This is a genomic window from Klebsiella scottii (assembly GCF_036561945.1).
GTDB classification, from domain to species: Bacteria; Pseudomonadota; Gammaproteobacteria; order Enterobacterales; family Enterobacteriaceae; genus Klebsiella; species Klebsiella scottii.
Genome location: NZ_JARXNI010000020.1, coordinates 1,538,762 through 1,564,600, shown reverse-complemented (window position 1 = coordinate 1,564,600; position 25,839 = coordinate 1,538,762). Strand labels below are relative to the sequence as shown.

General features: G+C 58.0%; 17 protein-coding genes. 12 read left to right on the top strand and 5 right to left on the bottom strand.

The features are described from left to right. Window positions 1–159: 159 nt before the first annotated feature. The 3 genes from QFI97_RS15065 to QFI97_RS15055 are packed head-to-tail and all read right to left on the bottom strand — an operon-like array spanning window position 160 to window position 5,902. Complete coding sequence (locus tag QFI97_RS15065; RefSeq protein WP_346431479.1) at window positions 160–3,504, bottom strand: transglutaminase family protein; 3,345 nt, start codon at window positions 3,502–3,504, stop codon at window positions 160–162. After that, the gene (locus tag QFI97_RS15060) at window positions 3,501–4,451 is read right to left on the bottom strand and encodes an alpha-E domain-containing protein (RefSeq protein ID WP_223261808.1); all 951 of its coding nucleotides are present in this window, start codon (window positions 4,449–4,451) and stop codon (window positions 3,501–3,503) included. Before QFI97_RS15060 ends, QFI97_RS15065 begins: the two co-directional genes overlap by 4 nt. After that, on the bottom strand, window positions 4,451–5,902 hold the full coding sequence (locus QFI97_RS15055) for a circularly permuted type 2 ATP-grasp protein (protein WP_095103588.1): 1,452 nt from the start codon (window positions 5,900–5,902) through the stop codon (window positions 4,451–4,453). The genes QFI97_RS15060 and QFI97_RS15055 overlap by 1 nt, the downstream gene beginning before the upstream one ends. A 961-nt stretch (window positions 5,903–6,863) precedes the next feature. Between QFI97_RS15055 and QFI97_RS15050 the strand changes: the two genes are divergently transcribed. The 4 genes from QFI97_RS15050 to QFI97_RS15035 all read left to right on the top strand — a co-directional run bounded on the left by QFI97_RS15050 (window position 6,864) and on the right by QFI97_RS15035 (window position 12,649). Continuing rightward, complete coding sequence (locus tag QFI97_RS15050) at window positions 6,864–7,388, top strand: sigma-70 family RNA polymerase sigma factor (RefSeq protein WP_095103502.1); 525 nt, start codon at window positions 6,864–6,866, stop codon at window positions 7,386–7,388. Then, window positions 7,378–8,358 (top strand): FecR domain-containing protein, encoded by a 981-nt coding sequence (locus QFI97_RS15045; protein ID WP_095103501.1) that lies wholly within the window; start codon window positions 7,378–7,380, stop codon window positions 8,356–8,358. Before QFI97_RS15050 ends, QFI97_RS15045 begins: the two co-directional genes overlap by 11 nt. 93 nt (window positions 8,359–8,451) lie before the next feature. After that, window positions 8,452–10,914, top strand: coding sequence for a TonB-dependent siderophore receptor (locus tag QFI97_RS15040; protein WP_346431478.1), 2,463 nt, complete (start codon window positions 8,452–8,454; stop codon window positions 10,912–10,914). A 73-nt stretch (window positions 10,915–10,987) separates the two neighbouring features. Further along, the gene (locus tag QFI97_RS15035) at window positions 10,988–12,649 is read left to right on the top strand and encodes an ABC transporter ATP-binding protein/permease (protein WP_346431477.1); all 1,662 of its coding nucleotides are present in this window, start codon (window positions 10,988–10,990) and stop codon (window positions 12,647–12,649) included. A gap of 231 nt (window positions 12,650–12,880) precedes the next feature. Here the strand turns inward: QFI97_RS15035 and QFI97_RS15030 are convergent, their stop codons facing one another. Continuing rightward, the gene (locus QFI97_RS15030; RefSeq protein ID WP_346431476.1) at window positions 12,881–13,504 is read right to left on the bottom strand and encodes a riboflavin synthase subunit alpha; all 624 of its coding nucleotides are present in this window, start codon (window positions 13,502–13,504) and stop codon (window positions 12,881–12,883) included. Window positions 13,505–13,604: 100 nt separating this feature from the next. After that, complete coding sequence (nifJ, locus tag QFI97_RS15025; protein ID WP_346431475.1) at window positions 13,605–17,120, bottom strand: pyruvate:ferredoxin (flavodoxin) oxidoreductase; 3,516 nt, start codon at window positions 17,118–17,120, stop codon at window positions 13,605–13,607. A gap of 403 nt (window positions 17,121–17,523) precedes the next feature. On the opposite strand from nifJ, the gene nifH reads away from it, so the two are divergent. From nifH to QFI97_RS14985, 8 genes are all read left to right on the top strand, one after another. After that, the gene (gene nifH / locus QFI97_RS15020) at window positions 17,524–18,405 is read left to right on the top strand and encodes a nitrogenase iron protein (RefSeq protein ID WP_095103495.1); all 882 of its coding nucleotides are present in this window, start codon (window positions 17,524–17,526) and stop codon (window positions 18,403–18,405) included. Between the two features lie 16 nt (window positions 18,406–18,421). Next, window positions 18,422–19,870 carry a nitrogenase molybdenum-iron protein alpha chain gene (gene nifD, locus QFI97_RS15015; RefSeq protein ID WP_331834215.1) on the top strand — a complete coding sequence of 483 codons (1,449 nt, stop codon included), beginning with the start codon at window positions 18,422–18,424 and terminating at the stop codon, window positions 19,868–19,870. 55 nt (window positions 19,871–19,925) lie between these two features. Then, on the top strand, window positions 19,926–21,488 hold the full coding sequence (gene nifK / locus QFI97_RS15010) for a nitrogenase molybdenum-iron protein subunit beta (protein WP_346431474.1): 1,563 nt from the start codon (window positions 19,926–19,928) through the stop codon (window positions 21,486–21,488). Between the two features lie 38 nt (window positions 21,489–21,526). Further along, window positions 21,527–21,745 carry a putative nitrogen fixation protein NifT gene (gene nifT / locus QFI97_RS15005; RefSeq protein WP_095103491.1) on the top strand — a complete coding sequence of 73 codons (219 nt, stop codon included), beginning with the start codon at window positions 21,527–21,529 and terminating at the stop codon, window positions 21,743–21,745. Between the two features lie 10 nt (window positions 21,746–21,755). Continuing rightward, complete coding sequence (locus tag QFI97_RS15000) at window positions 21,756–22,418, top strand: NifB/NifX family molybdenum-iron cluster-binding protein (protein ID WP_331834217.1); 663 nt, start codon at window positions 21,756–21,758, stop codon at window positions 22,416–22,418. Window positions 22,419–22,611: 193 nt separating this feature from the next. Beyond that, on the top strand, window positions 22,612–23,985 hold the full coding sequence (gene nifE, locus QFI97_RS14995; protein WP_095103488.1) for a nitrogenase iron-molybdenum cofactor biosynthesis protein NifE: 1,374 nt from the start codon (window positions 22,612–22,614) through the stop codon (window positions 23,983–23,985). Window positions 23,986–23,995: 10 nt separating this feature from the next. Next, window positions 23,996–25,381, top strand: a complete 1,386-nt coding sequence (gene nifN, locus QFI97_RS14990) for a nitrogenase iron-molybdenum cofactor biosynthesis protein NifN (RefSeq protein ID WP_346431473.1) — start codon at window positions 23,996–23,998, stop codon at window positions 25,379–25,381. After that, complete coding sequence (locus QFI97_RS14985; RefSeq protein ID WP_346431472.1) at window positions 25,368–25,838, top strand: NifB/NifX family molybdenum-iron cluster-binding protein; 471 nt, start codon at window positions 25,368–25,370, stop codon at window positions 25,836–25,838. The genes nifN and QFI97_RS14985 overlap by 14 nt, the downstream gene beginning before the upstream one ends. Window position 25,839 lies beyond the last annotated feature (1 nt).

The window sequence follows — 25,839 nt, the reverse complement described above, 5'->3', positions numbered from 1 at the left end:
GACCTCAGTCCATTGCGGGCGGATGATGTTCGCCGGATCGCAAGCTTCGTTATAAACGTCTGTCGCAGAGAGATCGACAGAGAAAGACGCCGGCTCACAGGCCGGCGTGATTGATTCAGAAAAAGAAGCTGTCATGTATTCTGATTACCCGGCTCAAAGCTAAATCCTAGTATACTTCCTGCGAAGATCCAAAGTATGCGGGTATTCGTCGCCGGGCTCTTCTTCCGGCGGAGCCATAGGGCGTGGAACCTGCTCATGCTCATAGAATGTCCTTAACGCGCTAAATGCCGGTGGAGGGGTCAGGACGCCTTGGGTGAAGCCATGATCCCAGAATCGATTGACGCGCCTCGCCTCAGCTTCATTGCTGTTGACCGGTAGCGTCTCATAGTGACGTCCGCCAGGGTGGCTGACGCGATAGCTGCAGCCGCCAATGGAAAGACCGTTCCAGGTATCAATCAGGTCAAACACCAGGGGGGTATTCACCCCAAGAGTCGGATGCAGCGCCGATGGCGGCGCCCAGGCTCGATAGCGCACCGCCCCTACCATCTCCCCTTTTTTGCCGGTCGCTCGCAGCGGTACGCGGCGGCCGTTGCACGCCAGCACATAGCGTCCTTCAGTCAAACCGGACAGGCGCACCTGCATGCGCTCGACGGAGGAATCAACATAGCGAGAGGTCCCGGACTGAGTGACTTCCTCGCCCAGTACATGCCACGGTTCGATCGCCCAGCGAAGCTCCAGCTCAATATCATCAATTTGCTGACGGCCATAGTGCGGGAAGCGAAACTCCTCGAACGGCAGCAGCCAGGCCAGCTTGAACGGGTAGCCATGTTGTTGCAGGTCATCCACCACTTCTTTAACGTCCTGCCAGACGAAATGCGGCAGCATAAATTTATCGTGCAGCTGTGTCCCCCAGCGGACCAGCGGCTTGTGATAGGGTGTTTTCCAGAAACGCGCCACCAGACAACGGAGCAGCAGCAGCTGCACCAGCGACATGCGCGCGTGAGGAGACATTTCGAAGCCGCGAAACTCCAGCAGCCCCAGACGCCCGCTGCTGCTGCCCGCCGCGTAGAGTTTGTCGATACAAAATTCGGAGCGATGGGTATTGCCGGTGATATCCACCAGCAGGTTGCGCATCAGCCTGTCCACCAGCCACGGGGTATCAACCAGCCCTTCCGGCATGTTCTGGAAGGCTATCTCCATTTCATACAGGGCTTCATCCCGACCTTCATCCGGGCGCGGAGCCTGACTGGTTGGGCCAATAAACATTCCTGAGAATAAGTAGGAAAGCCCCGGATGGTGCTGCCAGTATGTCACCAGGCTACGCAGGAGATCGGGACGCCGCAGTAGAGGACTGTCAGCAGGTGTGATTCCGCCCAGGGTAACGTGGTTGCCTCCCCCGGTTCCGGTATGCCGCCCATCGATCATAAACTTCTCTGCCCCCAGCCGAGCCTGGTGCGCCTGTTCATAGAGGGTTTCAATATTATGGACCAACTCATCCCAGCGGCTGGCCGGGTGAATATTGACCTCAATCACGCCCGGGTCCGGGGTCAACAGCAGCTTCTGCAAGCGATGATCTTTTGGCGGTTCATAGCCTTCAATCACCACGGGCAATTGCAGCTCGCCGGCCGCCGCCTCGACGGCATGAATCAGCGCAACATAATGCTCCAGGTGGGTTACCGGCGGCAGGAACAGATGTAGCTTGCCATCGCGCGGCTCAAGACACAGGGCGGTGCGGATCACACTTTTGCGCCGATTTCGTGCCGGCTGTTGTTGTTGCACCGCCTGCCGGGCGATAGTCGTTGGCGTATATTTATCCGGAGTAAAGACAGGCAGCGGTTCACGCGGTTCAAAAGGATCGCGTTCGGCGGCGAACTCATCTTCGGCTAGCGGAGGCAGCGCATTCAGCGGCAGACGATAACCCATCGCGCTATCGCCGGGGATCAGCGTAATAAGCCCGGCGCGCATTGACCAGCGGCTACTTTGCCACCGTATGCCATCAAATTCGACAGGCAGGATATAGCCCGCTGCGTTTTCCATACCGCGGCTGAGTAAACTGGCCAGCCTCCGCCGTTCAAGGTCATCGGTCAGATTCGCCGTTCTCGGATCAACCTCTTCCGGCAGCGAGCGCTCCAGCCACAGATAGTAGAGTGAATCTTCATAAGCCGGCTGCAGGTAGGTTGGCGCAACGCCTAATTGCCGACAGAGCGCCTGTCCAAAGCGTTCGGCATCTTCGACGCTATGCCCATAATCCCGATCGATGCGGGCAAACAGCGACGGATCGCGCCACAGGGCTTCGCCATCGGTGCGCCAGAAGCAGCCCAGCGCCCAGCGCGGTACTTCCTCGCCCGGATACCACTTACCCTGACCATAATGCAGTAAACCATTGTGACCGAACTGCGCTTTTAGCCGTAGTAACAGGTCTTTGGCCAGCCGTAGCTTATCCTTACCCAGCGCCTCTGTATTCCACTGCGCGGAATCCATATCGGTGGTAGAGACAAATGTCGGCTCGCCCCCCATCGTCAGGCGCACATCGCCAGATTGCAGGTCGGCATCAACGGCGCGTCCCAGGGCGTTGATATTAAGCCACTCTTCTTCGCTGTAAGGGCGCGTGACCCGCGGGTCTTCATGAATTCGCGTAACAATATTCGAGTAGCTGAACTCGCATTCGCACGGGTCGGTTCCGCCAGTAATCGGCGCGGCAGAGAGCGGGTCTGCCGTGCAGGCTAAAGGAATATGCCCTTCCCCCGCGAACAAACCACTCGTCGGGTCGAGCCCCACCCACCCGGCACCGGGCAGATAGACTTCACACCAGGCGTGCAGATCGGTGAAATCCTGCTCCGGGCCAGACGGACCGTCGATCGCTTTTACATCGGCGGCCAGCTGCACCAGATAACCCGAGGCAAAGCGAGCCGCGAGGCCCAAATTCCGGAGTATCTGTACCAGCAGCCAGGAGGTGTCCCTGCAGGAGCCTTTTTTCAACGTCAGCGTTTCCTGACAACTCTGTACGCCGGGCTCCAGGCGAATGCCGTAGTCAATTTCGTTCGCCATGCGGCTATTTAACTGCACCAGAAAAGGCACGATGGGCATCTTTTCTTTGCGTTCAACGGTTGCCAGCCACTCTTCCAGCTCAGGACTCTGCTCAGACGTCTTCAGATAGGGCGTAAGCTCTTCGTGCAGTAAGGCATCGTAAACAAATGGAAAATTCTCGGCATACTCTTCAATAAAGAAGTCAAACGGGTTGATCACGGTCATATCCGCAATCACCTCCACCTCAAACTCCAGCCGGTTCATTTTTTCAGGGAAAACCAGCCGCGCCTGATAGTTGCCGAAAGGGTCCTGCTGCCAGTTAATAAAGTGACTTTCCGGCGTCACTTTCAGGGAGTAGCCATGAATATGCGTGCGTGAATGAGGGGCCGGCCGCAGTCGTAAAATATGTGGCGCCACGTTAATAACACGATCGAACTCATAGATAGTTTTATGCTGTATCGCAACCCGGATAGTCATGCAGCATCTCCTTGCAGGAAATGAAACCAGTTATCGGTAATCAAATGATGTAGCGCAATCAGGCTGAGCTGGATTTCATTTAAATAGTGGCTAAATTCCTGATTCAGATCGTGAGAATTATCGACGCCTCGGGTAGCAAGCAACAGACTATCGATGTGCGCCGAAACGACCGCCGCCCGCGGCAGCTCAGCGGCGGCGAGCTTGATCTGTTCCAGGCAATAGCGCTGCGAACGGGGGAAATGAGCATCTGTGAGCAGCAGAGTGACCGCCAGGGAGCCTTTAATCGAGCAGCGCATAACCCGGCGAAAGCTTAGATAGGCGCTTTGCGACTTCAGCACTTTAGACCACACTACCTGCCCAAGCTTGACGCTCTCCTCCTCGCGAGCCTGCATCATCAGCGAATTAGCCGCGTCAAGAATGCGCGTATTCATATCAGCGCGCTCCAGATAGCGCCCCATGTTCAGAAAATGCCAGCCGGCATCGCGGCTCATAGAACCGGTAAGCAGGCCGCTAATTTTTTGGCACCCTTCAATGACGGTATTAATATACGTATGCCGCTCAGAGCGGTTAATACCCAGGCGGATGTTTTGCCTCGCGTATAAATCCAGTTCATTAATCAGTTCCCACATCTCTCCCGGCACAACATCACGGCTGGTACGGATATTTTCACGGACCATTTTTAATGACGAAAGTAAAGAATCGGGATTGGTATCGTCAGCCAGCAAAAACTTCAGAACATTGCGTTCGTCTTTAATTTTATAGCGCTGGCTAAACAGCTCCACCCCGCTGTTAATTTCAATCAGGTTATACCAGGAAACGGCAATATCCCGTGGCAGATCGTATAGCAGATCGTCGTACACGCTGACTAACCGCGCGATATTTTCCACTCGCTCCAGATAACGCGCGCTCCAGTAAAGACGCGCGGCAACTCTTGATAGCATGTTCATTATCTCTTGCTCTCCACGATCCAGGTATCCTTACTCCCGCCGCCCTGCGATGAATTAACCACTAATGAGCCCTTTTTCATCGCAACCCGCGTTAACCCTCCGGTCGTCACGTACGTCTCTTTGCTCTGTAAAATAAAAGGGCGCAAATCAAGGTGCCGTGGCTCCAGAGAATCTTTAGCGATGAGTGCCGGCGCGGTGGACAGTTTCAGCGTCGGTTGAGCGATATAATTACGCGGATTAGCCTGTATCAGTTCGGCAAACAGCTGCTGCTCTTTTTTGGTCGAATGCGGACCCACCAGCATGCCGTAACCGCCAGATTCGTTGGCCGGTTTCACCACCAGCTTGTCCAGATTTTGGAGGACATAATCGCGCTCGTCATCATTCTGACAGAGGTAGGTTTTGACGTTAGGCAGAATCGGCTCTTCGTCCAGATAGTAGCGAATCAGCGCCGGAACGTACGCATAGACGACTTTATCATCCGCAACCCCTGCCCCTGGCGCATTGGCCAGCGCGACGTTTCCGGCTTTCCACGCCCGCATCAGGCCGGGAACCCCGAGTACGGATTCAGGATGAAAGACTTCCGGATCGAGAAATAGATCGTCAATACGCCGGTAAATGACGTCCACCCGTTCCGGGCCGTAGATCGTTTTGGTATAAACGCAGTCGTCGCTGCCGACAAACAGATCGGCGCCTTCCACAAGCTCCACCCCCATCTGCTGGGCAAGGAAAGCGTGTTCGAAATAGGCGGAATTATAGATCCCCGGCGTCAGCACCACGATTTCCGGGCGCGCAACCTGCCGGGGCGACAGGGCTGTCAGGGTTTCCAGCAGTTGTGCAGGATAGGCGTCAATCGGCTTGATATCGTCACTTTCAAACAATTCAGGCAGAACACGCTTGGTAATCGCGCGGTTTTCCAGCATATAGGAGACGCCGGATGGTACCCGGAGATTATCTTCCAGTACGTAGAACTGCCCCGTTTCATCACGCACTAAATCGGTGCCGCAGATATGAGCCCATACGCCATAGGGAGGCGACATACCTATACACTCAGGGCGGAAATTTTTTGATTCCTTAATAATATATTCAGGAATTATGCCATCTTTGATGCAGCGTTGCTCATGATACAGGTCTTCGATAAAACGGTTCAGGGCGGTAAGTCGCTGCTTCAGGCCGGTCTCCGCTATCGCCCAGTCTTTGGCATCGATGGTGCGAGGAATAATATCGAATGGCCAGGTCCTGTCGATATTTCCTTTGTCGGTATATACCGTAAAACTAATTCCCATTTCCTGCACCGTCGCCTCTGCGGTCAGGCGACGTTTTTCCAGTTCGTCCGGCGGGAGAGAATCAAGGCATTGAATCAGGCGCTGTGCGGAAAGGCGGGGGTTGCCCTCGTGGTCAATTAGCTCGTCGAAATAAATGTCGGCTTCGTAGTTTTTTATGAGTTTATGCATCAGCATTGTATCCTTATCAAACCGCCGATCGGGGCAGTATATGCTTTACTTTCACAGAACTAAGCCTCTTGCCTTTCGTTTCGCAAAACAAAGGAGGTATTATTTTTGCAGCACAAATCAATTCCAGCATAATAAATGCCGTTATCTCTGCATGAACTTTGGGTTTATCAATGCGGATTATATTATGTACCGGACGCCCCCTTGAAAATCATCGTCAACGTGAACATTAAATCGGTTGCGAGTTAAATAATGACCGCATTGAAAATTCTTTGCCGGCCTGTCGTATCGGTACTGATATAATGCAAGCTGCAGATTATCGTCGCTGGTTCCTGAGTTTACCTGTGTATACCTTTCGATTTTTACGCTGGTGTATAGATATAAGCACAAAGCATGCCATTAATTTATTCATTAACTATCAATAAGATATCCGAATGAATGAGCGCCCCCCGCAATGGGTCACGGATCATCATGATGCATCACCGATACCGGAAAGCACCAAAATGAGACATTGCCTTTCTTTTATCTGACGTAGCCTGAGATTAACCTTGCACCATACCGCAGGTTACTTTCGGTGCAAGCCGTTCACTACCTGACTAATTTATTAACAGCTTTACCGTCAATCCGCCTGTTATTTTTTTCGCGCGTGGGTGGGGAATGTTTTCATCCCATTAAATTATCCGCTACCGGATGAATTTCACTATATTTAATTGCGGAGATGACTGCTTTCTTTACCGTTGCAGAATTTACCGGACCATTACCGGAGAGAGCGTTTACCCCGAAGCAGGCCCCTTTCCGGGGGACAACCCTTTTATGCGTAATGCGCTGATGGTAATTTTTTAGTATCTAATGTTGAAATGAAAATCATTCTCATGTAAATTTTTATGTCTAAATATTTCTTAACTTACCCTCCTCTGGCGGTTAGAGCGACATGTCATCTCCTGGTTTTAGTTCAGCTGAAAATATGGTGCTGCTGTTCTCCGAGCATAATAACTGGCTTCAAAAGTTGCTCAGACGACGCCTTGGGAATGCCAGCGATGCCGCCGACCTCGCGCAAGACGTATTCCTGCGGTTGCTGATAAAACCGCGAAGCTTTGACACTCTTGCCGGCGCGCGCGCCTACCTCGGTTCGATGGCTCATGGCATGTGTATCGACCTGTGGCGCAGAAAAGAAATTGAGCGCGTCTGGCTGGAAACATTAGCGGCGCAGCCGCTGTCCACCGCGGTTTCAGCGGAACACTGCGCGATCGTCCTGGAAACCCTGTTTCAGGTGGATGCCATGCTGCAGGCGCTGCCGGAGAAAGTCCGCGCGGCGTTTTTGATGTCGCAGATCGGTGGCCTGACTTACGCGAACATCGCCGCCGAACTCGCCGTCTCCGAGCGCATGGTGAAGAAGTATATGGCTCAGGCCATGCTCCACTGCCTGAGCCTTGAAATCGAGTATCTCGATGCATTACCCCCCGCCGCGGGCAGATACGATGAGCAATAAGCCCGGCTTCGCCGCGTTGCAGCAGGCGGCAAACTGGTACGCCGAAGTCCAGGACATCTCGTCGCCGCAGACATATCCCGCCGCACTGCAACGCTGGCTTGACGAGAGTCAGGAGAATCAGCTGGCGTGGCAGTACGTGTTGAACATCAGCCAGCGCTTTTCGCCGCTGCGGGAAAACGGTGAGCGACAAGCGGCGGCGCTCACCGCGCTGACCCAGCGAACGCACAGCGCCGGGCGGCGCCAGGTGCTGAAAATGGCGGCCTGGATTTCCGTCGGCACCCTGCTCGCCTGGGGCAGCTGGCGTCATACGCCGCTGCGCAATCAGGTACTGGCATGGCACGCCGATTATCACAGCCCCCACGGCGAAATAACGTCGTTCACGCTGGCTGATGGCTCGCGGATCTGGCTTGACACCGACAGCGCGCTGAACGTCGATTACTCCCCGACGCAGCGCGCGCTGCAGCTGCTGAACGGCCGGGTGATGATCGAAACCGCCGCCGATCCGCGCCGCCCGCTGACCATCGTCACCGCGCAGGGCAAAATGCGCGCCCTCGGCACGCGTTTCAGCGTGCAGGCGCTCGGCGATACCACCGTGTTGCAGGTGTATCAGGGGGCGGTGGAAGTCTCCCCGGCGGCTATCAGCGACGCACCGATCGTGCAGGCCGGTCAGGCGATGACCTTCCGGCGGGATGCCTTTGGCCCGGTTTCGCCGTTGCGCAATGCGGAGCCTGCCTGGCCGCTCGGGTTGCTACAGGCCGATAATCTTCCCCTCGGTGAGTTTATCGAACGGCTGTCGGCATATCGCCGCGGCTATCTGGGATGCGATCCGGCCGTGTCAGCGCTGACCGTTACCGGTACGTTCCCGCTGCACGATACCGATATGGCGCTGGATATGCTCACCAACGCGCTGCCTGTGCAGCTCAACCGCCGCTTCTCATGGTGGCTGACGGTCGCCCCGCGCGATAAATAACAAATAAATTCGCCTCATCGGTTCCCCTTTACGGGCCCTCATCCGATTAACCCTATGCAGCACTTTTACTTTTGGGAATTATCAGGGGAATCTATGTCATCAGCACCACGCACCAGCCAGCCGCGGATTTTCCGTCGTACGCCGACGGCCGCCCTCCTGCGCATGATGTTCTGCGCACCGGGACTGACGTTTGCCGCCGCCATCGCGCCGGCTGCTCAGGCCGCCGAAACGGCGACGGATAAGCACGTTTATGCGATCCCGGCCGCGCCGCTGGCGACTCAGCTGAATCAGTTTGCCGCGCAGTCGGGTATTTATCTGGCGAGCGATGCGCAGCTGACTGCCGGGAAATCCTCTCCGGCGCTCAACGGCACCTACAGCCTTAGCGAAGGCTTTTCCCGGCTGTTGACCGATCAGGGGCTGCTGGCAGAACGTCAGCCCAACGGCAGCTACACCCTGAAAAAGATCCCTGAAGGGGACGAAATGGTGGTGGTCGGTGACATTAACTACGGCTCGATGACTGAAGATACCGGCTCTTACACCACCCGCAGCATGTCGGCGGCGACTCGCCTGAATCTCTCTCCGCGGGAAACGCCGCAGTCGGTCAGCGTGGTTACCCGCCAGCGGATGAACGATCAGAATATGAGCTCGCTGGACGACGCTATGCGCCAGGTCACAGGGGTGAACGTCATCAACGAAAGCTCCTATCAAACCCGTTACCAGTCGCGCGGTTTCACGATGGATAACCTTCAGGAAGACGGTATCAGCTCCTCGTTTCAGAACAGTCTCGCCGGAATGGGGTATGCCGAAGCGTCCACCGAATCGCCGGATCTGGCTATTTACGATCATCTGGAAGTCCTGCGCGGCGCGTCAGGTCTGACCCAGGGCAGCGGCGAACCGGGGGGCTCGGTGAATATGGTGCGCAAGCGGCCGACTTACGATTTTCGCTCTTCCATCAGCGCCAGCGCCGGCAGCTGGGATAACTACCGCAGCGAAATGGATATCTCCGGGCCGCTGAATGACGATGCCTCGCTGCGCGGCCGCGCGGTTGGCGTACTGCAAAAGAGAGACAGCTTTACCGATTACGTGCACAGCGATCGTCAGGTGCTCTTCGGTACCCTGGCCTATGATTTGACGTCGCAGACCACGCTGACCACCGGTATTTCCTGGCAAAAAACCGATACGGTGCCCAATCTTTACGGCGTGCCGATGTCCACCAGCTACTCCAGCCTGGGTCTGCCCCGCTCGACCTTTCTCGGCGCCAGCTGGAATAACATCACCTTCGAGAAAACTAACGCCTACGCCGAGCTCGAACACTATTTTGATAACGAATGGGTCGCCAAAGGCTCGCTGAACTACACGGCCGCCAGCGCGCAGGGAAAATTCATCGGCGTTTACGGCAACGGCACTCAGGGCGTGGATGATTCAGGCAGCGCGAAACTCAATAACTACCTGCAACGACACAACCGCAGCAGCCAGTACGGCGTTAACCTCAACCTGAGCGGGCCGTTCCAGCTGCTGAATCGCGATCACCAGCTGGTGTTCGGCGGTGATTATCAGAAAGAGAACTTCAATAATTTATTTGGTTCGCTGAGCAATACCAGCGAGGTGAATATCTATAGCTGGGACCCTGAAAGCCTCTCCGAACCCGACTGGGATTACACGCGGCGCTATCAGTACAACGTCTATCAGCGCGGCCTGTACGCCACGACGCGGCTGAGCCTGACCGACGACTGGAAGCTGATCCTCGGAAGCCGTTACAGCAGCTTTACCTACGACTCCTATTTCACCAATCTCACCACCGGGGCGATGACCGCGCACAGCAATTACAAGGTGAAAGGTAAAATCATCCCCTACGGCGGCCTGCTGTGGGATTTCGCCAAAGACTACACCTGGTATCTGAGCTACGCCGAAATCTACAAACCGCAAAGCTCGCTGGATGCCAGCGGCAACTTCCTGCCGCCGGTCACCGGCAGCAACTACGAAACCGGCGTCAAAGGGGAATTCTTTAACGGCGGGCTGAACGCCTCCGTCGCCCTGTTCCGCATTATTCAGGCCAATAACGCCATGAGCGGGGTGGACTGCGATGACTGCTACGTCGCTGACGGCAAGGTGCAGAGCCAGGGCATTGAAATGGAGATATCCGGGCAGCTTGCGCAGGGCTGGCAGGTCTACGCCGGGTACACGCTTAATAACAGCAAATATCTCGAAGCCGCCGCCACGCAGAAAGGCACCAACTACAGCAAACACACGCCGCAGCACCTTTTCCGTCTGTATAACAGCTATCGCCTGCCGGGAGAATGGGATAAATGGTCCGTCGGCGCAGGGCTGACGGCGCAGACGGATACCACCACCAACTACAACGTGTCGCAGGGCGGATACACGCTTTTCAACGCCAATATCGGTTATCAGTACAGTAAACATATAAGCCTGAGCCTGAACGGCAACAACCTGACGGATAAAGAATACTATCTCGGCGTTTCCAACCGTCACCGCGGGGGCAACAACTTCTACGGCGATCCGCGTAACTTCATGTTCAACGTGAAATGGGCTTATTAAGCGCAAAGGATAATGGACAGCCGTCCGCGAGGGCGGCTGTCACGCTTTTTACACACTCTGTGCGACCTTCTTTATGCAAAGTTTGAAACGGTTTTATCAGCTGATAGCCCCCTGTTGGCTGCACCCTCGCGAATGGTTTTCATGGCTTTTATTGCTGACGCTGATCGCCCTCACGTTAGGCGTGGTATGGGTCAGCGTGCAGTACAACGACTGGAGCCGGGAATTTTACGATGCCCTCACCGACTATTTTCAGCATGCGTCGATCGGCCTGCTGGCGCTCTCCTACGCCGGATATACCGCCCTGTTTGTGTCGTTTATTATCAGTACGAACTGGCTGAAAAAATTATTGATCATCCGCTGGCGCCAGAAGATGACCATGAGATTTCACTACCTGTGGCTGCGACGACACAACCATTATCATCTGAGCCTCCATGCGGAACCCGATAATCCCGATCAGCGTATTGCCGAGGATATCCGCCTGCTGGTTGAGCAGAGCCTTGGGTTATTTTTATCGCTGCTAAAAAACATCACGGGACTTTTATCGTTCATTTTTATTCTGTGGCAGCTCTCGGGCACGCTCAGCCTTACCGTCGCTGGCCACGACGTCACGCTGCATGGCTATCTGGTGTGGGTGGCGCTGGGATATGCGGTCATTAGCAGCCTGCTGGCCCACCGGATCGGCCGCCCGCTGCATCAGCTGAATATGGATCGGCAAAAAACCGAGGCTGACTACCGCGCCAGCCTGCTGCGCATCCGCGAAAATACCGAACAGATTGCCTTCTATGGCGGCGAGCGTGCCGAACTGCGCCGCGTGCACCGTCATTTTTCGGCGATTGCGCGGAACTGGCAGCTGTTGATGTCCCGCGAGTTTCGCTTAGATACGTTCACCACTTCCTATTTCCGCCTGAGCCTGATGATCCCGATTTTTGCAGTCCTGCCGCTGTACATCGCCAAAAAGATCTCGCTTGGCGGCGTCATGCAGGCGCGCGCCGCTTTCGGCTACGTCCTTGACGCCTTCGGCTGGTTTATCGACTCCTACCGCCAGATAGTGGCCTGGTCAGCGACGGTAGAGAGGCTATGGCAGTTTGAGCAAGGCCTAATCGCGCTGCCGGCGAAAGCGAAATATCCCCGTCAGCCCGGAAAATTACGCTGCCGTAATCTGGTCGCCCGTCACGCTCATGGCGCGCCCCTGTTTAACCCCATAAATCTCGACTTACAGCACGGCGAGGCTATTGCTATTACCGGCGCCAGCGGCTGCGGGAAAACCACCTTCTTAAGGGTACTCTCCGGGCTGTGGCCTTACAGTAGCGGGGTCTATCACCACCCGACAGGGAAAAGCCTGTTCGTCCCGCAAAAACCGTATCTGCCTGACGATCTCCTGACCCACGCGTTGACGTATCCTGGCTTAGCCAAAGTCAGCAATGAACGACTGGAGAGCTGTCTGAAGAGGGTTGGGCTGCAGCATTTGTGCCAGCAGCTGAATGAGCGCCAGTCATGGAGCGGTATCCTTTCCGGCGGCGAGCAGCAGCGTCTTTCGTTTGCCCGCATCCTGTTGAATCAGCCGGATCTTATCTGCCTTGATGAATCAACCAGTCACCTGGACGATATGACGGCCATCGAGCTGATAAGAGCGATCCGCAGCGAACTCCCGCACAGCATCATCATGGTCGTCAGCCACCAACGAGCGGTTATAGAATCACTGAATATGCAATATCTTATTGAAGAATATGGTTAAAAATTATTCCTTTGCGATTTAGCATTGGGCGTAAAAAGAGCACGGCGCGCCTCTCCTCCCTGGCGTTATGCCGTGCGGTCAATAGATTCTAAGAGGCCGGGTTACCTAAGCTAAAGCTGGAATGTAACTCGCCAACAGGTACCTGGCCTTGAAGCTGCCGATAGCGCAGGTGACAACGTCACAATTTTCTCGCTCGGGGATTACGGGCTAGCGGCGTCATACGGGGGCTGTTTACCGCCCCGCTTCGGCGACGGCGGCCAGCACGCGCTCCACGGTATCGATGGTCGCCTGAGTCTGCGAATCAATTTCAATATTCACCTGGTCCCCCACCTTTTTCGCACCAAGCGTGGTGCGTTGCAGCGTCTCCGGGATCAAATGGACGCAAAAGCGCAGCGGCATAACTTCACCGACGGTCAGGCTGATCCCATCCACGCCGATATAGCCTTTGTAGAGAATATATTTCATGGCCGCCGGGTTTTGCAGCTTAAACCACATCTGACGGTTATGCTCAGACGCCACGATTTGCACCACTTCGGCGGTCGTCATAATATGACCAGACATCAGGTGTCCGCCTATTTCATCATTGAATTTAGCGGCGCGCTCAACGTTGACGCTATCACCCGCCCTAATCGCCCCGAGGTTGGTGACGCGCAGGGTTTCGTCCATTAAATCAAAGCTTACCCGCGCCCCGTCAATGCGCGTGACCGTCAAACAGCAGCCATTATTCGCCACCGAACTCCCGGCTTCGAGCCCCGCCAGCATCTCTGCGGGCAACTCTATTGCGTGGGTGCGAAAATGGCTTTTTTCTTCAATGGACAGCACTTTCGCCATCCCCTGGACAATACCGGTAAACATATCGTTCCCCTGTCAACATTCGCTACGTGAAGTCATTATTGGGCAAATCCCTCTGCATTTTCTCCTTTCCGCCCTGCTCTGCGGCTTGGCAAAATAAGCGTTACTGGTCGCCGGCCAGCGACTGATACTTCCTGAACCTGTCCCGGGCGTCCTCCTCCGTCCTTTCGAAAAGCGCGTCCGCGAGCTGTGGCGAGCTTTTGTGCAGGGAGGCATAGCGCACCTCGCCGAGCAGGAAGTCGCGGAAGCTCTCTTCAGGCTCTTCGGAATCAAGAACAAACGGCGTCCGGCCTTCCGCCTTGCGCTGCGGATGATAGCGCCACAGATGCCAGTATCCCGCCTCCACCGCGCGTTTCGCCTCCCGCTGGCTGCAGCTCATGCCGGCTTTCAGCCCGTGGTTAATGCAGGCGGCATAGGCAATCACCAGCGAGGGTCCAGGCCAGGCCTCGGCTTCCGCAATCGCCCGCAGGGTCTGATCTTTATCGGCCCCCATTGCAATCTGCGCGACATAAACGTTGCCGTAGCTCATCGCCATCATCCCGAGGTCTTTCTTACCGGTGCGTTTGCCCTGAGCGGCAAATTTGGCGATGGCCGCCGTCGGGGTCGATTTCGACGACTGCCCGCCGGTGTTGGAATAGACCTCGGTATCAAACACCAGGATATTGACGTCCTCGCCGCTGGCCAGCACGTGATCGAGGCCGCCGAAACCAATGTCGTACGCCCAGCCGTCGCCGCCGAATATCCACTGCGAGCGCCGGGTAAAATAGTCCCGGTTCTGCCAGAGCTGCTCCAGCAGCGGTGAGCCCTCTTTTTCCAGCGCCAGTCGTTCGCTTAAGCGGTCCGCGCGATCGCGGGTTCCCTCCCCCTCATCCTGCTGCGCCAGCCACTGGCCCATCACCTCCTTTAGCTCCTCGCTTATCGGCAGCGCCAGCGCGGAGGCTATGTCATCGGCGATCTGTTTGCGGATCGCCTGCCCGCCCAGCATCATGCCGAGGCCAAATTCAGCATTATCTTCAAACAGCGAGTTCGCCCACGCCGGGCCATGACCGCGATGGTTGGTGGTATAAGGGATTGATGGCGCGCTGGCGCCCCATATAGAGGAGCAGCCGGTGGCGTTGGCAATCAGCATCCGGTCGCCAAAAAGCTGGGTTATCAGACGCGCATAGGGCGTCTCTCCGCAGCCCGCGCAGGCGCCGGAAAACTCCAGCAGCGGCGTCTCAAACTGGCTGCCTTTGACCGTCGTTTTACGAAACGGATTGCTTTTCGGGGCCAGCGCCAGCGCGTAGTCCCAGACCGGCGCCATCTGGCGCTGGCTATCGAGAGACTGCATTTTCAGCGCCTTGCCGCGTGAAGGACAGTTATCGACGCAGTTACCGCAGCCGGAGCAGTCCAGCGGCGAGATCGCCAGATGATAGTGGTACTCCTTCGCCCCCTGCGCGGGCTTGCTCAACAGCGCGGCCGGAGCCGCATCCTGCTCGTCCCGGCTCAGCAGCGCCGGGCGGATCGCCGCATGCGGGCAGATGAACGCGCACTGATTACACTGCGTACAGCCGTCGGGATGCCAGACCGGCACTTCCAGCGCAATGCCGCGCTTCTCCCACGCGGCGGTTCCCGGAGGAAAGGTGCCGTCTTCCATCCCGACAAAGGCGCTAACCGGCAGCTGGTCGCCGCGCTGGCGGTTCATTGGCTGCAGAATATCGCGGATGAAATCCGGCATCAGGGGCGAAGGCTGCGGCGAGGCTTCCTCCTGCGTCGCCCAATGGGGCGGTACCGTCACCTGATGCAGCGACGTCATGCCCAGGTCAATCGCCCGCTGGTTCATCTCAATGACGCTGGCCCCTTTGCTGCCGTAGCTTTTTTCGACCGCCTGTTTGAGATAGTTCGCGGCGGTCTGCGGATCGATAATCGCCGCCAGCTTAAAGAACGCCGCCTGCATCAGCATATTAAACCGCCCGCCAAGCCCCAGCTCGCGGGCAATATCAACGGCGTTGAGGGTGTAAAAGCGGATATTTTCCCGCGCCAGATAGCGCTTAAAGCCGGCGGGCAGGTGCTGCTCAAGTTCGGCATCGGACCAGCTGCAGTTGAGCAAAAAGGTTCCTCCCGGCTTTAGCCCATCCAGCAGCTCATAGCGTTCAACATAGGACTGCTGCGAACAGGAGATAAAATCCGCCCGGTGGATCAGGTATGGCGAGGTAATGGGCCGGTCGCCGAAGCGCAGGTGCGAAACGGTAATGCCGCCGGATTTTTTCGAGTCGTAGGAAAAATAGGCCTGCGCGTAGAGATCGGTCCTGTCGCCGATAATCTTAATCGCGCTTTTATTGGCCCCTACCGTGCCGTCCGAGCCCATCCCCCAGAATTTACAGGCGGTGATGCCCGCGTGAGAAACCTCCAGCGTCTGCGGGCGCGGCGGTAATGAGGTAAAGGTGACATCATCGATAATCCCCAGCGTAAATCCATCCATCGGCAGCGGCTTGTTGAGATTGTCAAAAACGGCAGCGATATCGTTGGGCAGAACGTCCTTCCCGCCCAGGGCGTAGCGACCGCCGACAATCAGCGGCGGATCGTCGTGATGATAGAAGGCGTTTTTAATGTCCAGACACAGCGGCTCGGCCTGGGCCCCGGGCTCCTTAGTGCGATCGAGTACGGCAATGCGCCGGACGGTTTTCGGCAGCCGGGCAAAGAAGTGCGCCAGCGAAAAGGGGCGGAACAGATGGACGCTGAGCAAACCGACCTTCTCTCCCGCCGCATTCAGCGTCTCCACCACCTCCTGGATGGTGTCGCATACCGACCCCATCGCGACGATCGCCCGTTCGGCATCCGCCGCGCCGGTATAGTTAAACAGGTGGTACTCACGTCCGGTGATGGCGCTGATTTGCGCCATATAGCCTTCGACAAGATCGGGGAGAGCCTGGTAAAAGCGGTTGCCCGCTTCCCGCTCCTGAAAGTAGATATCCGGGTTTTGCGCGGTGCCGCGAATGACCGGGTGATCCGGATGCAGCGCGTTACGGCGAAAGCTGTCCAGCGCGGGCCGGTCCAGCAGCGTTGCCAGCTGCTCATACTCCAGCACCTCAATTTTTTGAATTTCGTGCGAGGTGCGAAAGCCGTCGAAGAAATTAATAAACGGAATACGGCCCTTTATCGCCGCCAGATGCGCCACGGCGGAGAGGTCCATCACCTGCTGCACGTTGTTCTCCACCAGCATCGCGCAGCCGGTCTGACGTACCGCCATCACGTCCTGATGATCGCCAAAAATATTCAGCGAGTTGGTCGCCAGCGCCCGGGCGCTGACGTGAAAGACTCCCGGCAGCAGTTCACCGGCAATTTTGTAGAGGTTGGGGATCATCAGCAGCAGCCCCTGCGACGCGGTATAGGTGGTGGTGAGCGCCCCGGCCTGCAGCGCGCCGTGTACCGCGCCTGCCGCACCGGCTTCTGACTGCATCTCCATCAAGCGTACCGGCTGACCAAACAGATTCTTTTTCCCCTGCGCCGCCCATTCATCGACGTTTTCCGCCATCGGCGTGGAAGGCGTGATGGGATAGATAGCCGCGACATCGGTAAAGGCATAGGAGATCCAGGCCGCCGCGGCGTTGCCATCCATTGTTTTCATTTTTCCGGACATTGTTCATTCCTCGAAGGTGAGAGGCATCTTCGCCGCATCGGCTGGCGGCAAACCCTGTCTGTGCCTCAAGCACAGCCCATGCCAGCTCTCGCGTAGCTAAATAGTTCGATTGAATTCAGCAGGTTATGCAGCGGCGGGCGCCTCATGACGTCAGGAGATTGCGTGGAATAAGACACAGACCGCGACAAGCTGTTGAACAGTCGACAAAGCGCCGCTCCTGGCCTGGCGAGCAGAATTGTTCTGTTTCCCACATTTGGTGGCCTGATTGTGCCGTTTTGTTTTACGGACGCACCGGCCGTCGAAATTTAATTACATATTTATCATCAAGTTAAATGATATGGCCCGGCTGGTATGTTCCCTGCACTTCTCTGGTGGCAAACACTCAACAACAGGAGAAGTCACCATGACCATGCGTCAATGCGCTATCTACGGTAAAGGCGGTATCGGCAAATCCACCACCACGCAGAACCTCGTCGCCGCGCTGGCCGAGATGGGTAAGAAAGTGATGATCGTCGGCTGCGATCCGAAGGCGGACTCCACCCGCCTGATCCTGCACGCCAAAGCACAGAACACCATTATGGAGATGGCCGCGGAAGTGGGCTCGGTGGAGGACCTTGAGCTCGAAGATGTCCTGCAAATCGGCTATGGCGACGTGCGCTGCGCCGAATCAGGCGGCCCGGAGCCGGGCGTCGGCTGCGCGGGGCGCGGGGTGATCACCGCAATCAACTTTCTCGAAGAGGAAGGCGCCTACGAGGACGATCTCGATTTCGTGTTCTATGACGTACTCGGGGATGTGGTCTGCGGCGGCTTCGCGATGCCAATCCGTGAAAATAAGGCCCAGGAGATCTATATCGTCTGCTCCGGGGAGATGATGGCGATGTACGCCGCCAACAATATCTCCAAGGGGATCGTTAAATACGCGAAATCCGGCAAGGTGCGTCTCGGCGGGCTGATTTGTAACTCGCGTCAAACCGACCGTGAAGATGAGCTGATCGTGGCGCTGGCGGAGAAGCTCGGCACCCAGATGATCCATTTCGTGCCGCGCGACAACATCGTCCAGCGCGCGGAAATCCGCCGGATGACGGTCATCGAGTACGACCCGAACTGCCAGCAGGCCAATGAGTACCGCACTCTGGCAACCAAGATCGTCAACAACACCATGAAGGTGGTACCGACGCCCTGCACCATGGATGAGCTGGAATCGCTGCTGATGGAATTCGGCATCATGGAAGAAGAAGACACCAGCATCATCGGTAAAACCGCCGCCGAAGAAAACGCGGCCTGAACACAGGACAATCATCATGACCAACGCCACAGGCGAGCGTAATCTCGCGCTAATCCAGGAGGTCCTGGAAGTCTTTCCCGAAACTGCGCGTAAAGAGCGCAGAAAGCACATGATGGTCAGCGATCCGCAAATGGAGAGCGTCGGCAAGTGCATCATCTCGAACCGTAAATCGCAGCCCGGCGTGATGACCGTGCGCGGCTGCGCCTACGCCGGCTCCAAAGGAGTGGTATTCGGGCCGATTAAGGATATGGCCCATATCTCCCACGGGCCGGTCGGCTGCGGCCAGTACTCGCGCGCCGGGCGCCGCAACTACTTCACCGGCGTCAGCGGCGTCGACAGCTTCGGCACCCTGAACTTCACCTCCGATTTTCAGGAGCGCGACATCGTCTTCGGCGGTGATAAAAAGCTCAGCAAACTGATTGAAGAGATGGAGCTATTGTTCCCGCTCACCAAGGGCATCACCATCCAGTCGGAGTGTCCGGTCGGGCTCATCGGCGATGATATCAGCGCCGTCGCCAACGCCAGCAGCAAGGCGCTGGATAAACCGGTGATCCCGGTGCGTTGCGAAGGATTTCGCGGCGTGTCGCAGTCGCTGGGGCACCATATCGCCAACGACGTGGTTCGCGACTGGGTCCTCAATAACCGTGAGGGGCAGCCGTTTGCATCCACCCCTTACGATGTGGCGATCATCGGCGATTACAACATCGGCGGCGATGCCTGGGCCTCGCGCATCCTGCTCGAAGAGATGGGGCTGCGGGTGGTCGCCCAGTGGTCCGGCGACGGCACCCTGGTGGAGATGGAGAACACCCCTTTCGTGAAGCTGAATCTGGTCCACTGCTACCGTTCGATGAACTACATCGCCCGGCACATGGAAGAAAAGCATCAGATCCCGTGGATGGAGTACAACTTCTTCGGTCCGACCAAAATCGCCGAATCGCTGCGCAAAATTGCCGACCAGTTTGACGACGCCATTCGCGCCAACGCCGAGGCGGTGATCGCCAAATATCAGGGGCAAACGGCGGCGATTATCGCCAAATACCGCCCGCGGCTGGAGGGGCGCAAGGTGCTGCTCTATATGGGCGGCCTGCGGCCACGGCACGTTATTGGCGCCTATGAGGATCTCGGCATGGAGATCGTCGCCGCCGGCTATGAGTTTGCCCATAACGATGACTACGACCGCACCCTGCCGGATCTGAAAGAAGGCACCCTGCTGTTCGATGACGCCAGCAGCTATGAGCTGGAGGCGTTTGTCAAAGCGCTGAAGCCTGACCTTATCGGCTCCGGGATCAAGGAAAAGTATATCTTCCAGAAAATGGGGGTTCCGTTCCGCCAGATGCACTCGTGGGACTACTCCGGCCCGTACCACGGCTACGATGGTTTCGCCATTTTTGCCCGCGATATGGATATGACCTTAAACAACCCGGCGTGGAACGAACTGATCGCCCCGTGGCTGAAGTCTGCGTGATTGCCCATTTATTGTCCCGTCTGTTCACCGATTTGTGGCGCGGGAGGAGAACACCATGAGCCAAACGATTGACAAAATTAATAGCTGTTATCCGCTATTTGAACAGGATGAATACCAGGAGCTGTTCCGCAATAAGCGGACGCTGGAAGAGGCGCACGACGCCCGGCGCGTGCAGGAGGTATTCGCCTGGACTACCACCGCCGAGTATGAAGCGCTGAACTTTCAGCGCGAGGCGCTAACCGTTGACCCGGCAAAAGCCTGCCAGCCGCTGGGCGCGGTGCTCTGTTCGCTAGGGTTTGCCAACACCCTGCCCTATGTTCACGGCTCCCAGGGATGCGTGGCCTATTTTCGTACCTATTTTAACCGCCATTTCAAAGAGCCGATCGCCTGCGTTTCCGATTCGATGACCGAAGACGCGGCGGTCTTCGGCGGCAACAACAATATGAACCTCGGGCTGCGGAACGCCAGCGCGCTGTACAAACCGGAGATCATCGCGGTCTCCACCACCTGCATGGCGGAGGTTATCGGCGACGATCTGCAGGCGTTTATCGCCAACGCCAAAAAAGACGGTTTTGTCGATAGCAGCATTGCCGTGCCGCACGCCCATACGCCAAGCTTTATCGGCAGCCACGTCACCGGCTGGGACAATATGTTCGAAGGGTTCGCCAAAACCTTTACCGCCGACTATCAAGGGCAGCCGGGCAAACTGCAAAAGCTCAACCTGGTCACCGGCTTTGAGACCTATCTCGGCAACTTCCGCGTGCTGAAGCGGATGATGGCGCAGATGGCGGTGCCGTGCAGCCTGCTCTCCGATCCGTCGGAGGTCCTTGATACCCCCGCCGACGGCCATTATCGGATGTATGCGGGCGGCACCACCCAGCAGGAGATGAAGGAGGCCCCGGACGCCATCGATACGCTGCTCCTGCAGCCGTGGCAGCTGCTGAAAAGTAAAAAAGTGGTGCAGGATATGTGGAATCAGCCGGCGACCGAGGTGGCGATCCCGCTGGGGTTGGCCGCCACCGACGAGCTGCTGATGACCGTCAGCCAGCTCAGCGGCAGGCCGATTGCCGACGCCCTCACCCTTGAGCGCGGACGGCTGGTCGACATGATGCTCGACTCCCACACCTGGCTGCATGGCAAGAAATTTGGCCTGTACGGCGACCCGGACTTTGTGATGGGGCTGGCCCGCTTCCTGCTGGAGCTCGGCTGCGAGCCGACGGTGATCCTGAGCCATAACGCCAACAAGCGCTGGCTGAAGGCGATGAAGAAAATGCTGGAAGCCTCGCCCTACGGTCGCGACAGCGAAGTGTTCATCAATTGCGACTTGTGGCACTTCCGTTCGCTGATGTTCACCCGCCAGCCGGACTTTATGATAGGCAACTCCTACGGCAAATTTATCCAGCGCGATACCCTGGCGAAGGGCAAAGCTTTTGAGGTACCGCTCATCCGTCTCGGCTTTCCGCTGTTCGACCGTCACCACCTGCACCGTCAGACCACCTGGGGTTATGAAGGCGCCATGAACATCGTCACGACGCTGGTGAACGCCGTGCTGGAGAAACTGGATAACGACACCGGCCAGTTAGGCAAAACCGATTACAGCTTCGACCTCGTCCGTTAACCATTAGCCGCCCCGCGAAAGCGGGGCCTGGAGGGGCTATGCCTATCGTGATTTTTCGTGAGCGCGGCGCGGATCTGTATGCCTATATCGCCAAACAGGATCTGGAAGCACGGGTGATACAGATTGAGCATAACGACGTTGACCGCTGGGGCGGCGCGATTTCGCTGGAGGGCGGCGGGCGCTACTACGTCAACCCGCAGCCTGAGCGGCCCGCCTTCCCGATAAGCCTGCGGGCAACCCGCAGTACGCTGATATAAGGAGCTGGAGATGTCCGACAACGATACCCTTTTCTGGCGCCTGCTGGCGCTATTCCAGACGCTGCCGGATCTGCCGCCGGCGCAAATACTAGACTGGCTGGCGCAGGAAAGCGGCGAAACCCTGACCCCGGAGGGGTTGGCCACCTTAACGCAGCCGCAGCTCGCCGCCGCCTTTCCGTCAACGACGGCCGTTATGTCCCCGGCCCGCTGGTCGCGGGTGATGGCCAGCCTGCGGGGCGCGCTGCCCGTTCATCTGCGTATTGCCCGTCCCGCTCAGCGGACGCCGCAGCTGCTGGCCGCATTTTGCTCCCAGGACGGCCTGCTCATTAACGGCCATTTCGGCCAGGGACGCCTGTTTTTTATCTATGCCTTCGATGAGCAAGGCGGCTGGCTGTACGATCTGCGCCGCTATCCGTCAGAGCCGGGCCAGCAGGAGGCCAGCGAAGCGCGCGCCCGGCTGCTTGATGATTGCCAGCTGCTGTTCTGCCAGGAGATCGGCGGACCCGCCGCCGCCCGACTGATTCGCCACCAGATCCATCCGATGAAAGCGCAGCCCGGCACCGCGATTCAGGCCCAGTGCGAGGCCATCAACGCGCTGCTGGCCGGGCGTTTGCCGCCGTGGCTGGCGAAGCGGCTTAACAGGGATAATCCGCTGCAGGAACGCGTCTTTTAGCCCCCCTGCTGTTTGCCCGTTGCCCGCTGACCCCGCGGGCTTTTTTTCTTCCCCGGCCACAACCCACAATATTCCCGTCCGATTGTTGGCTTTGTCGCAAAGCTGACAAGGCTTTCCCTTTAAAAATCAATAGCCCCTGGGTGGAGCGCGAATTGCATTTCCATCATCATCCCCCACGTTCTACGAGGTCACTATGAAGGGAAATGAAATTCTGGCGCTGCTGGATGAGCCCGCCTGCGAACATAACCATAAACAGAAGTCCGGATGTAGCGCGCCAAAACCCGGCGCCACCGCCGGCGGCTGCGCGTTCGACGGCGCCCAGATCGCTCTGCTACCCATCGCCGACGTGGCGCACCTGGTGCATGGCCCCATCGGCTGCGCCGGCAGCTCATGGGATAACCGCGGCAGCATAAGCTCCGGGCCGAACATTAACCGGCTGGGGTTCACTACCGATCTCAACGAGCAGGATGTGATTATGGGCCGCGGCGAGCGCCGCCTGTTTCACGCGGTTCGCCATATCGTTACGCGCTACCGTCCGGCGGCGGTCTTTATCTACAACACCTGCGTGCCGGCAATGGAGGGCGACGATCTTGAAGCGGTATGCCAGGCCGCGCAGACCGCCACCGGCGTGCCGGTTATCGCCATCGACGCCGCCGGTTTTTACGGCAGCAAAAACCTCGGCAACCGGCTGGCCGGCGAGGTGATGGTCAAGCGGGTCATCGGCCAGCGCGAACCGGCCCCCTGGCCGGAGGCATCCCCGTTCGCCCCGGAGCATCGCCATGACGTTGGCCTGATTGGCGAGTTTAATATCGCCGGCGAGTTCTGGCATATTCAGCCGCTGCTCGATGAGCTGGGGGTCCGCGTGCTCGGCAGCCTCTCCGGCGACGGGCGCTTTGCCGAAATCCAGACCATGCACCGGGCGCAGGCCAATATGCTGGTCTGTTCGCGGGCGCTAATCAACGTCGCGAGGGCGCTGGAGCAGCGCTACGGCACGCCGTGGTTCGAAGGCAGTTTTTACGGCATCCGCGCGACCTCCGACGCCCTGCGTCAGCTGGCGGCCCTGCTGGGCGATGACGACCTGTGCCGCCGCACCGAAGCGCTGATTGCGCGCGAAGAGCGGGCGGCGGAGCTGGCGCTCAGGCCGTGGCGCGAACAGCTTCGCGGACGCAAAGCCCTGCTCTACACCGGCGGCGTCAAATCCTGGTCGGTGGTGTCGGCGCTGCAGGATCTGGGGATGAGCGTGGTGGCGACCGGCACGCGCAAATCCACCGAGGAAGATAAACAGCGGATCCGCGAACTGATGGGCGAAGAGGCGGTCATGCTGGATGAAGGCAACGCCCGCACGCTGCTGGACGTGGTCTACCGCTATCAGGCCGACCTGATGATCGCCGGCGGGCGCAATATGTACACCGCCTACAAGGCCCGGCTGCCGTTTCTCGATATCAATCAGGAACGCGAGCACGCCTTCGCCGGCTATCAGGGCATCGTCACCCTCGCCCGCCAGATCTGCCAGACCATCAACAGCCCGATCTGGCCGCAAACTCATTCCCGCGCCCCCTGGCACTAAGGAGCACAGCATGGCAGAAATTTTCCGCACCGATAAACCGCTGGCGGTCAGTCCGATCAAAACCGGCCAACCGCTCGGCGCAATCCTCGCCAGCCTCGGGATCGGACACTGCATCCCGCTGGTCCACGGCGCGCAGGGATGCAGCGCCTTCGCTAAGGTCTTTTTTATTCAGCACTTCCACGACCCGGTGCCCTTGCAGTCGACGGCGATGGACCCGACCTCGACGATTATGGGCGCGGACGGCAATATCTTTACCGCGCTCGATACCCTGTGCCAGCGCAACGCTCCGCAGGCCATCGTGCTGCTCAGCACCGGGCTGTCGGAGGCTCAGGGCAGCGATATGTCCCGGGTGGTGCGCCAGTTTCGCGAAGAGCATCCCCGGCACAAAGGGGTGGCGATACTGACGGTCAACAGCCCTGATTTTTATGGCTCTATGGAAAACGGCTTCAGCGCCGTGCTGGAGAGCGTCATTGAGCAGTGGGTGGCGCCGACGCCCCGCGCCGGCCAGCGTAATCGTCGGGTCAATCTGCTGGTCAGCCACCTCTGCTCCCCCGGCGATATCGAGCTGCTGCGCCGCTACGTTGAAGCCTTTGGCCTGCAGCCGGTGATCCTGCCGGACCTGGCGCAATCGATGGACGGGCACCTCGCGCAAGGGGATTTTTCGCCGGTGACCCAGGGCGGGACGCCGCTGCGCCTGATAGAGCAGATGGGGCAGAGCCTGTGCAGCTTCGCCATCGGCGCCTCGCTGAGTCGGGCGTCGTCCCTGCTGGCCCAGCGCAGCCACGGCGAGGCGATCGCCCTTCCGCACCTGATGACCCTTGAGCACTGCGATACGTTCATTCATCAGCTGGCGAAAATTTCCGGACGCGGCGTTCCGCAGTGGATTGAACGCCAGCGTGGACAGCTTCAGGATGCGATGATCGACTGCCACACGTGGCTCCAGGACCAGCGCATGGCGATGGCGGCAGAAGGCGATCTGCTGGCGGCATGGTGCGATTTTGCCAGCAGCCAGGGAATGCGGCCAGGTCCGCTGGTCGCCCCCACCGGCCATCCCAGCCTGCGCCAGCTGCCGGTCGAACGCGTCGTGCCGGGGGATCTGGAGGATCTGCAAAACCTGCTCTGCTCGCAGCCCGCCGACCTGCTGGTAGCCAATTCTCACGCCTGCGACCTCGCGGAACAGTTTGCGCTACCGCTGATCCGCGCGGGTTTCCCTCTCTTTGACAGGCTCGGCGAGTTCCGGCGGGTGCGGCAAGGCTATGGCGGTATGCGCGATACGCTGTTTGAACTGGCAAACCTGATGCGCGAGCGTCACCGCCAGGTCGCCCTCTACCGCTCGCCGCTGCGCCAGAATGCCGAACCGCCCTTCACCACAGGAGCCGCTTATGCCGCCCATTAACCGCCAGTTTGACATGGTCCATTCCGATGAGTGGTCCATGAAGGTCGCCTTTGCCAGCTCCGACTATCGCCATGTCGACCGCCACTTCGGCGCCACGCCGCGGCTGGTGGTGTATGGCGTCAAGGAGGATCGGGTCACCCTGATCCGGGTGGTTGATTTCTCGGTCGAAAGCGGCCATCAGGCGGAGAAGATTGGTCAGCGCATCCATGCCCTTGAGGATTGCGTCACCCTGTTCTGCGTGGCAATCGGCGATGCGATATTTCGCCAGCTGCTGCAGGTTGGCGTCCGCGCCGAACGCGTGCCCGCCGACACCAAAATTGTCGATTTACTCCAGGAGATCCAGCTCTACTGGTACGCCAAAGAGCAGCGCAAAAGCGCCCGCAGGTGCGACCCTGAGCGCTTTACCCGCCTGCTTGAGGAGCAGGAGTGGCGGGAGGAGCGGGACCCGCGCGGCTAAC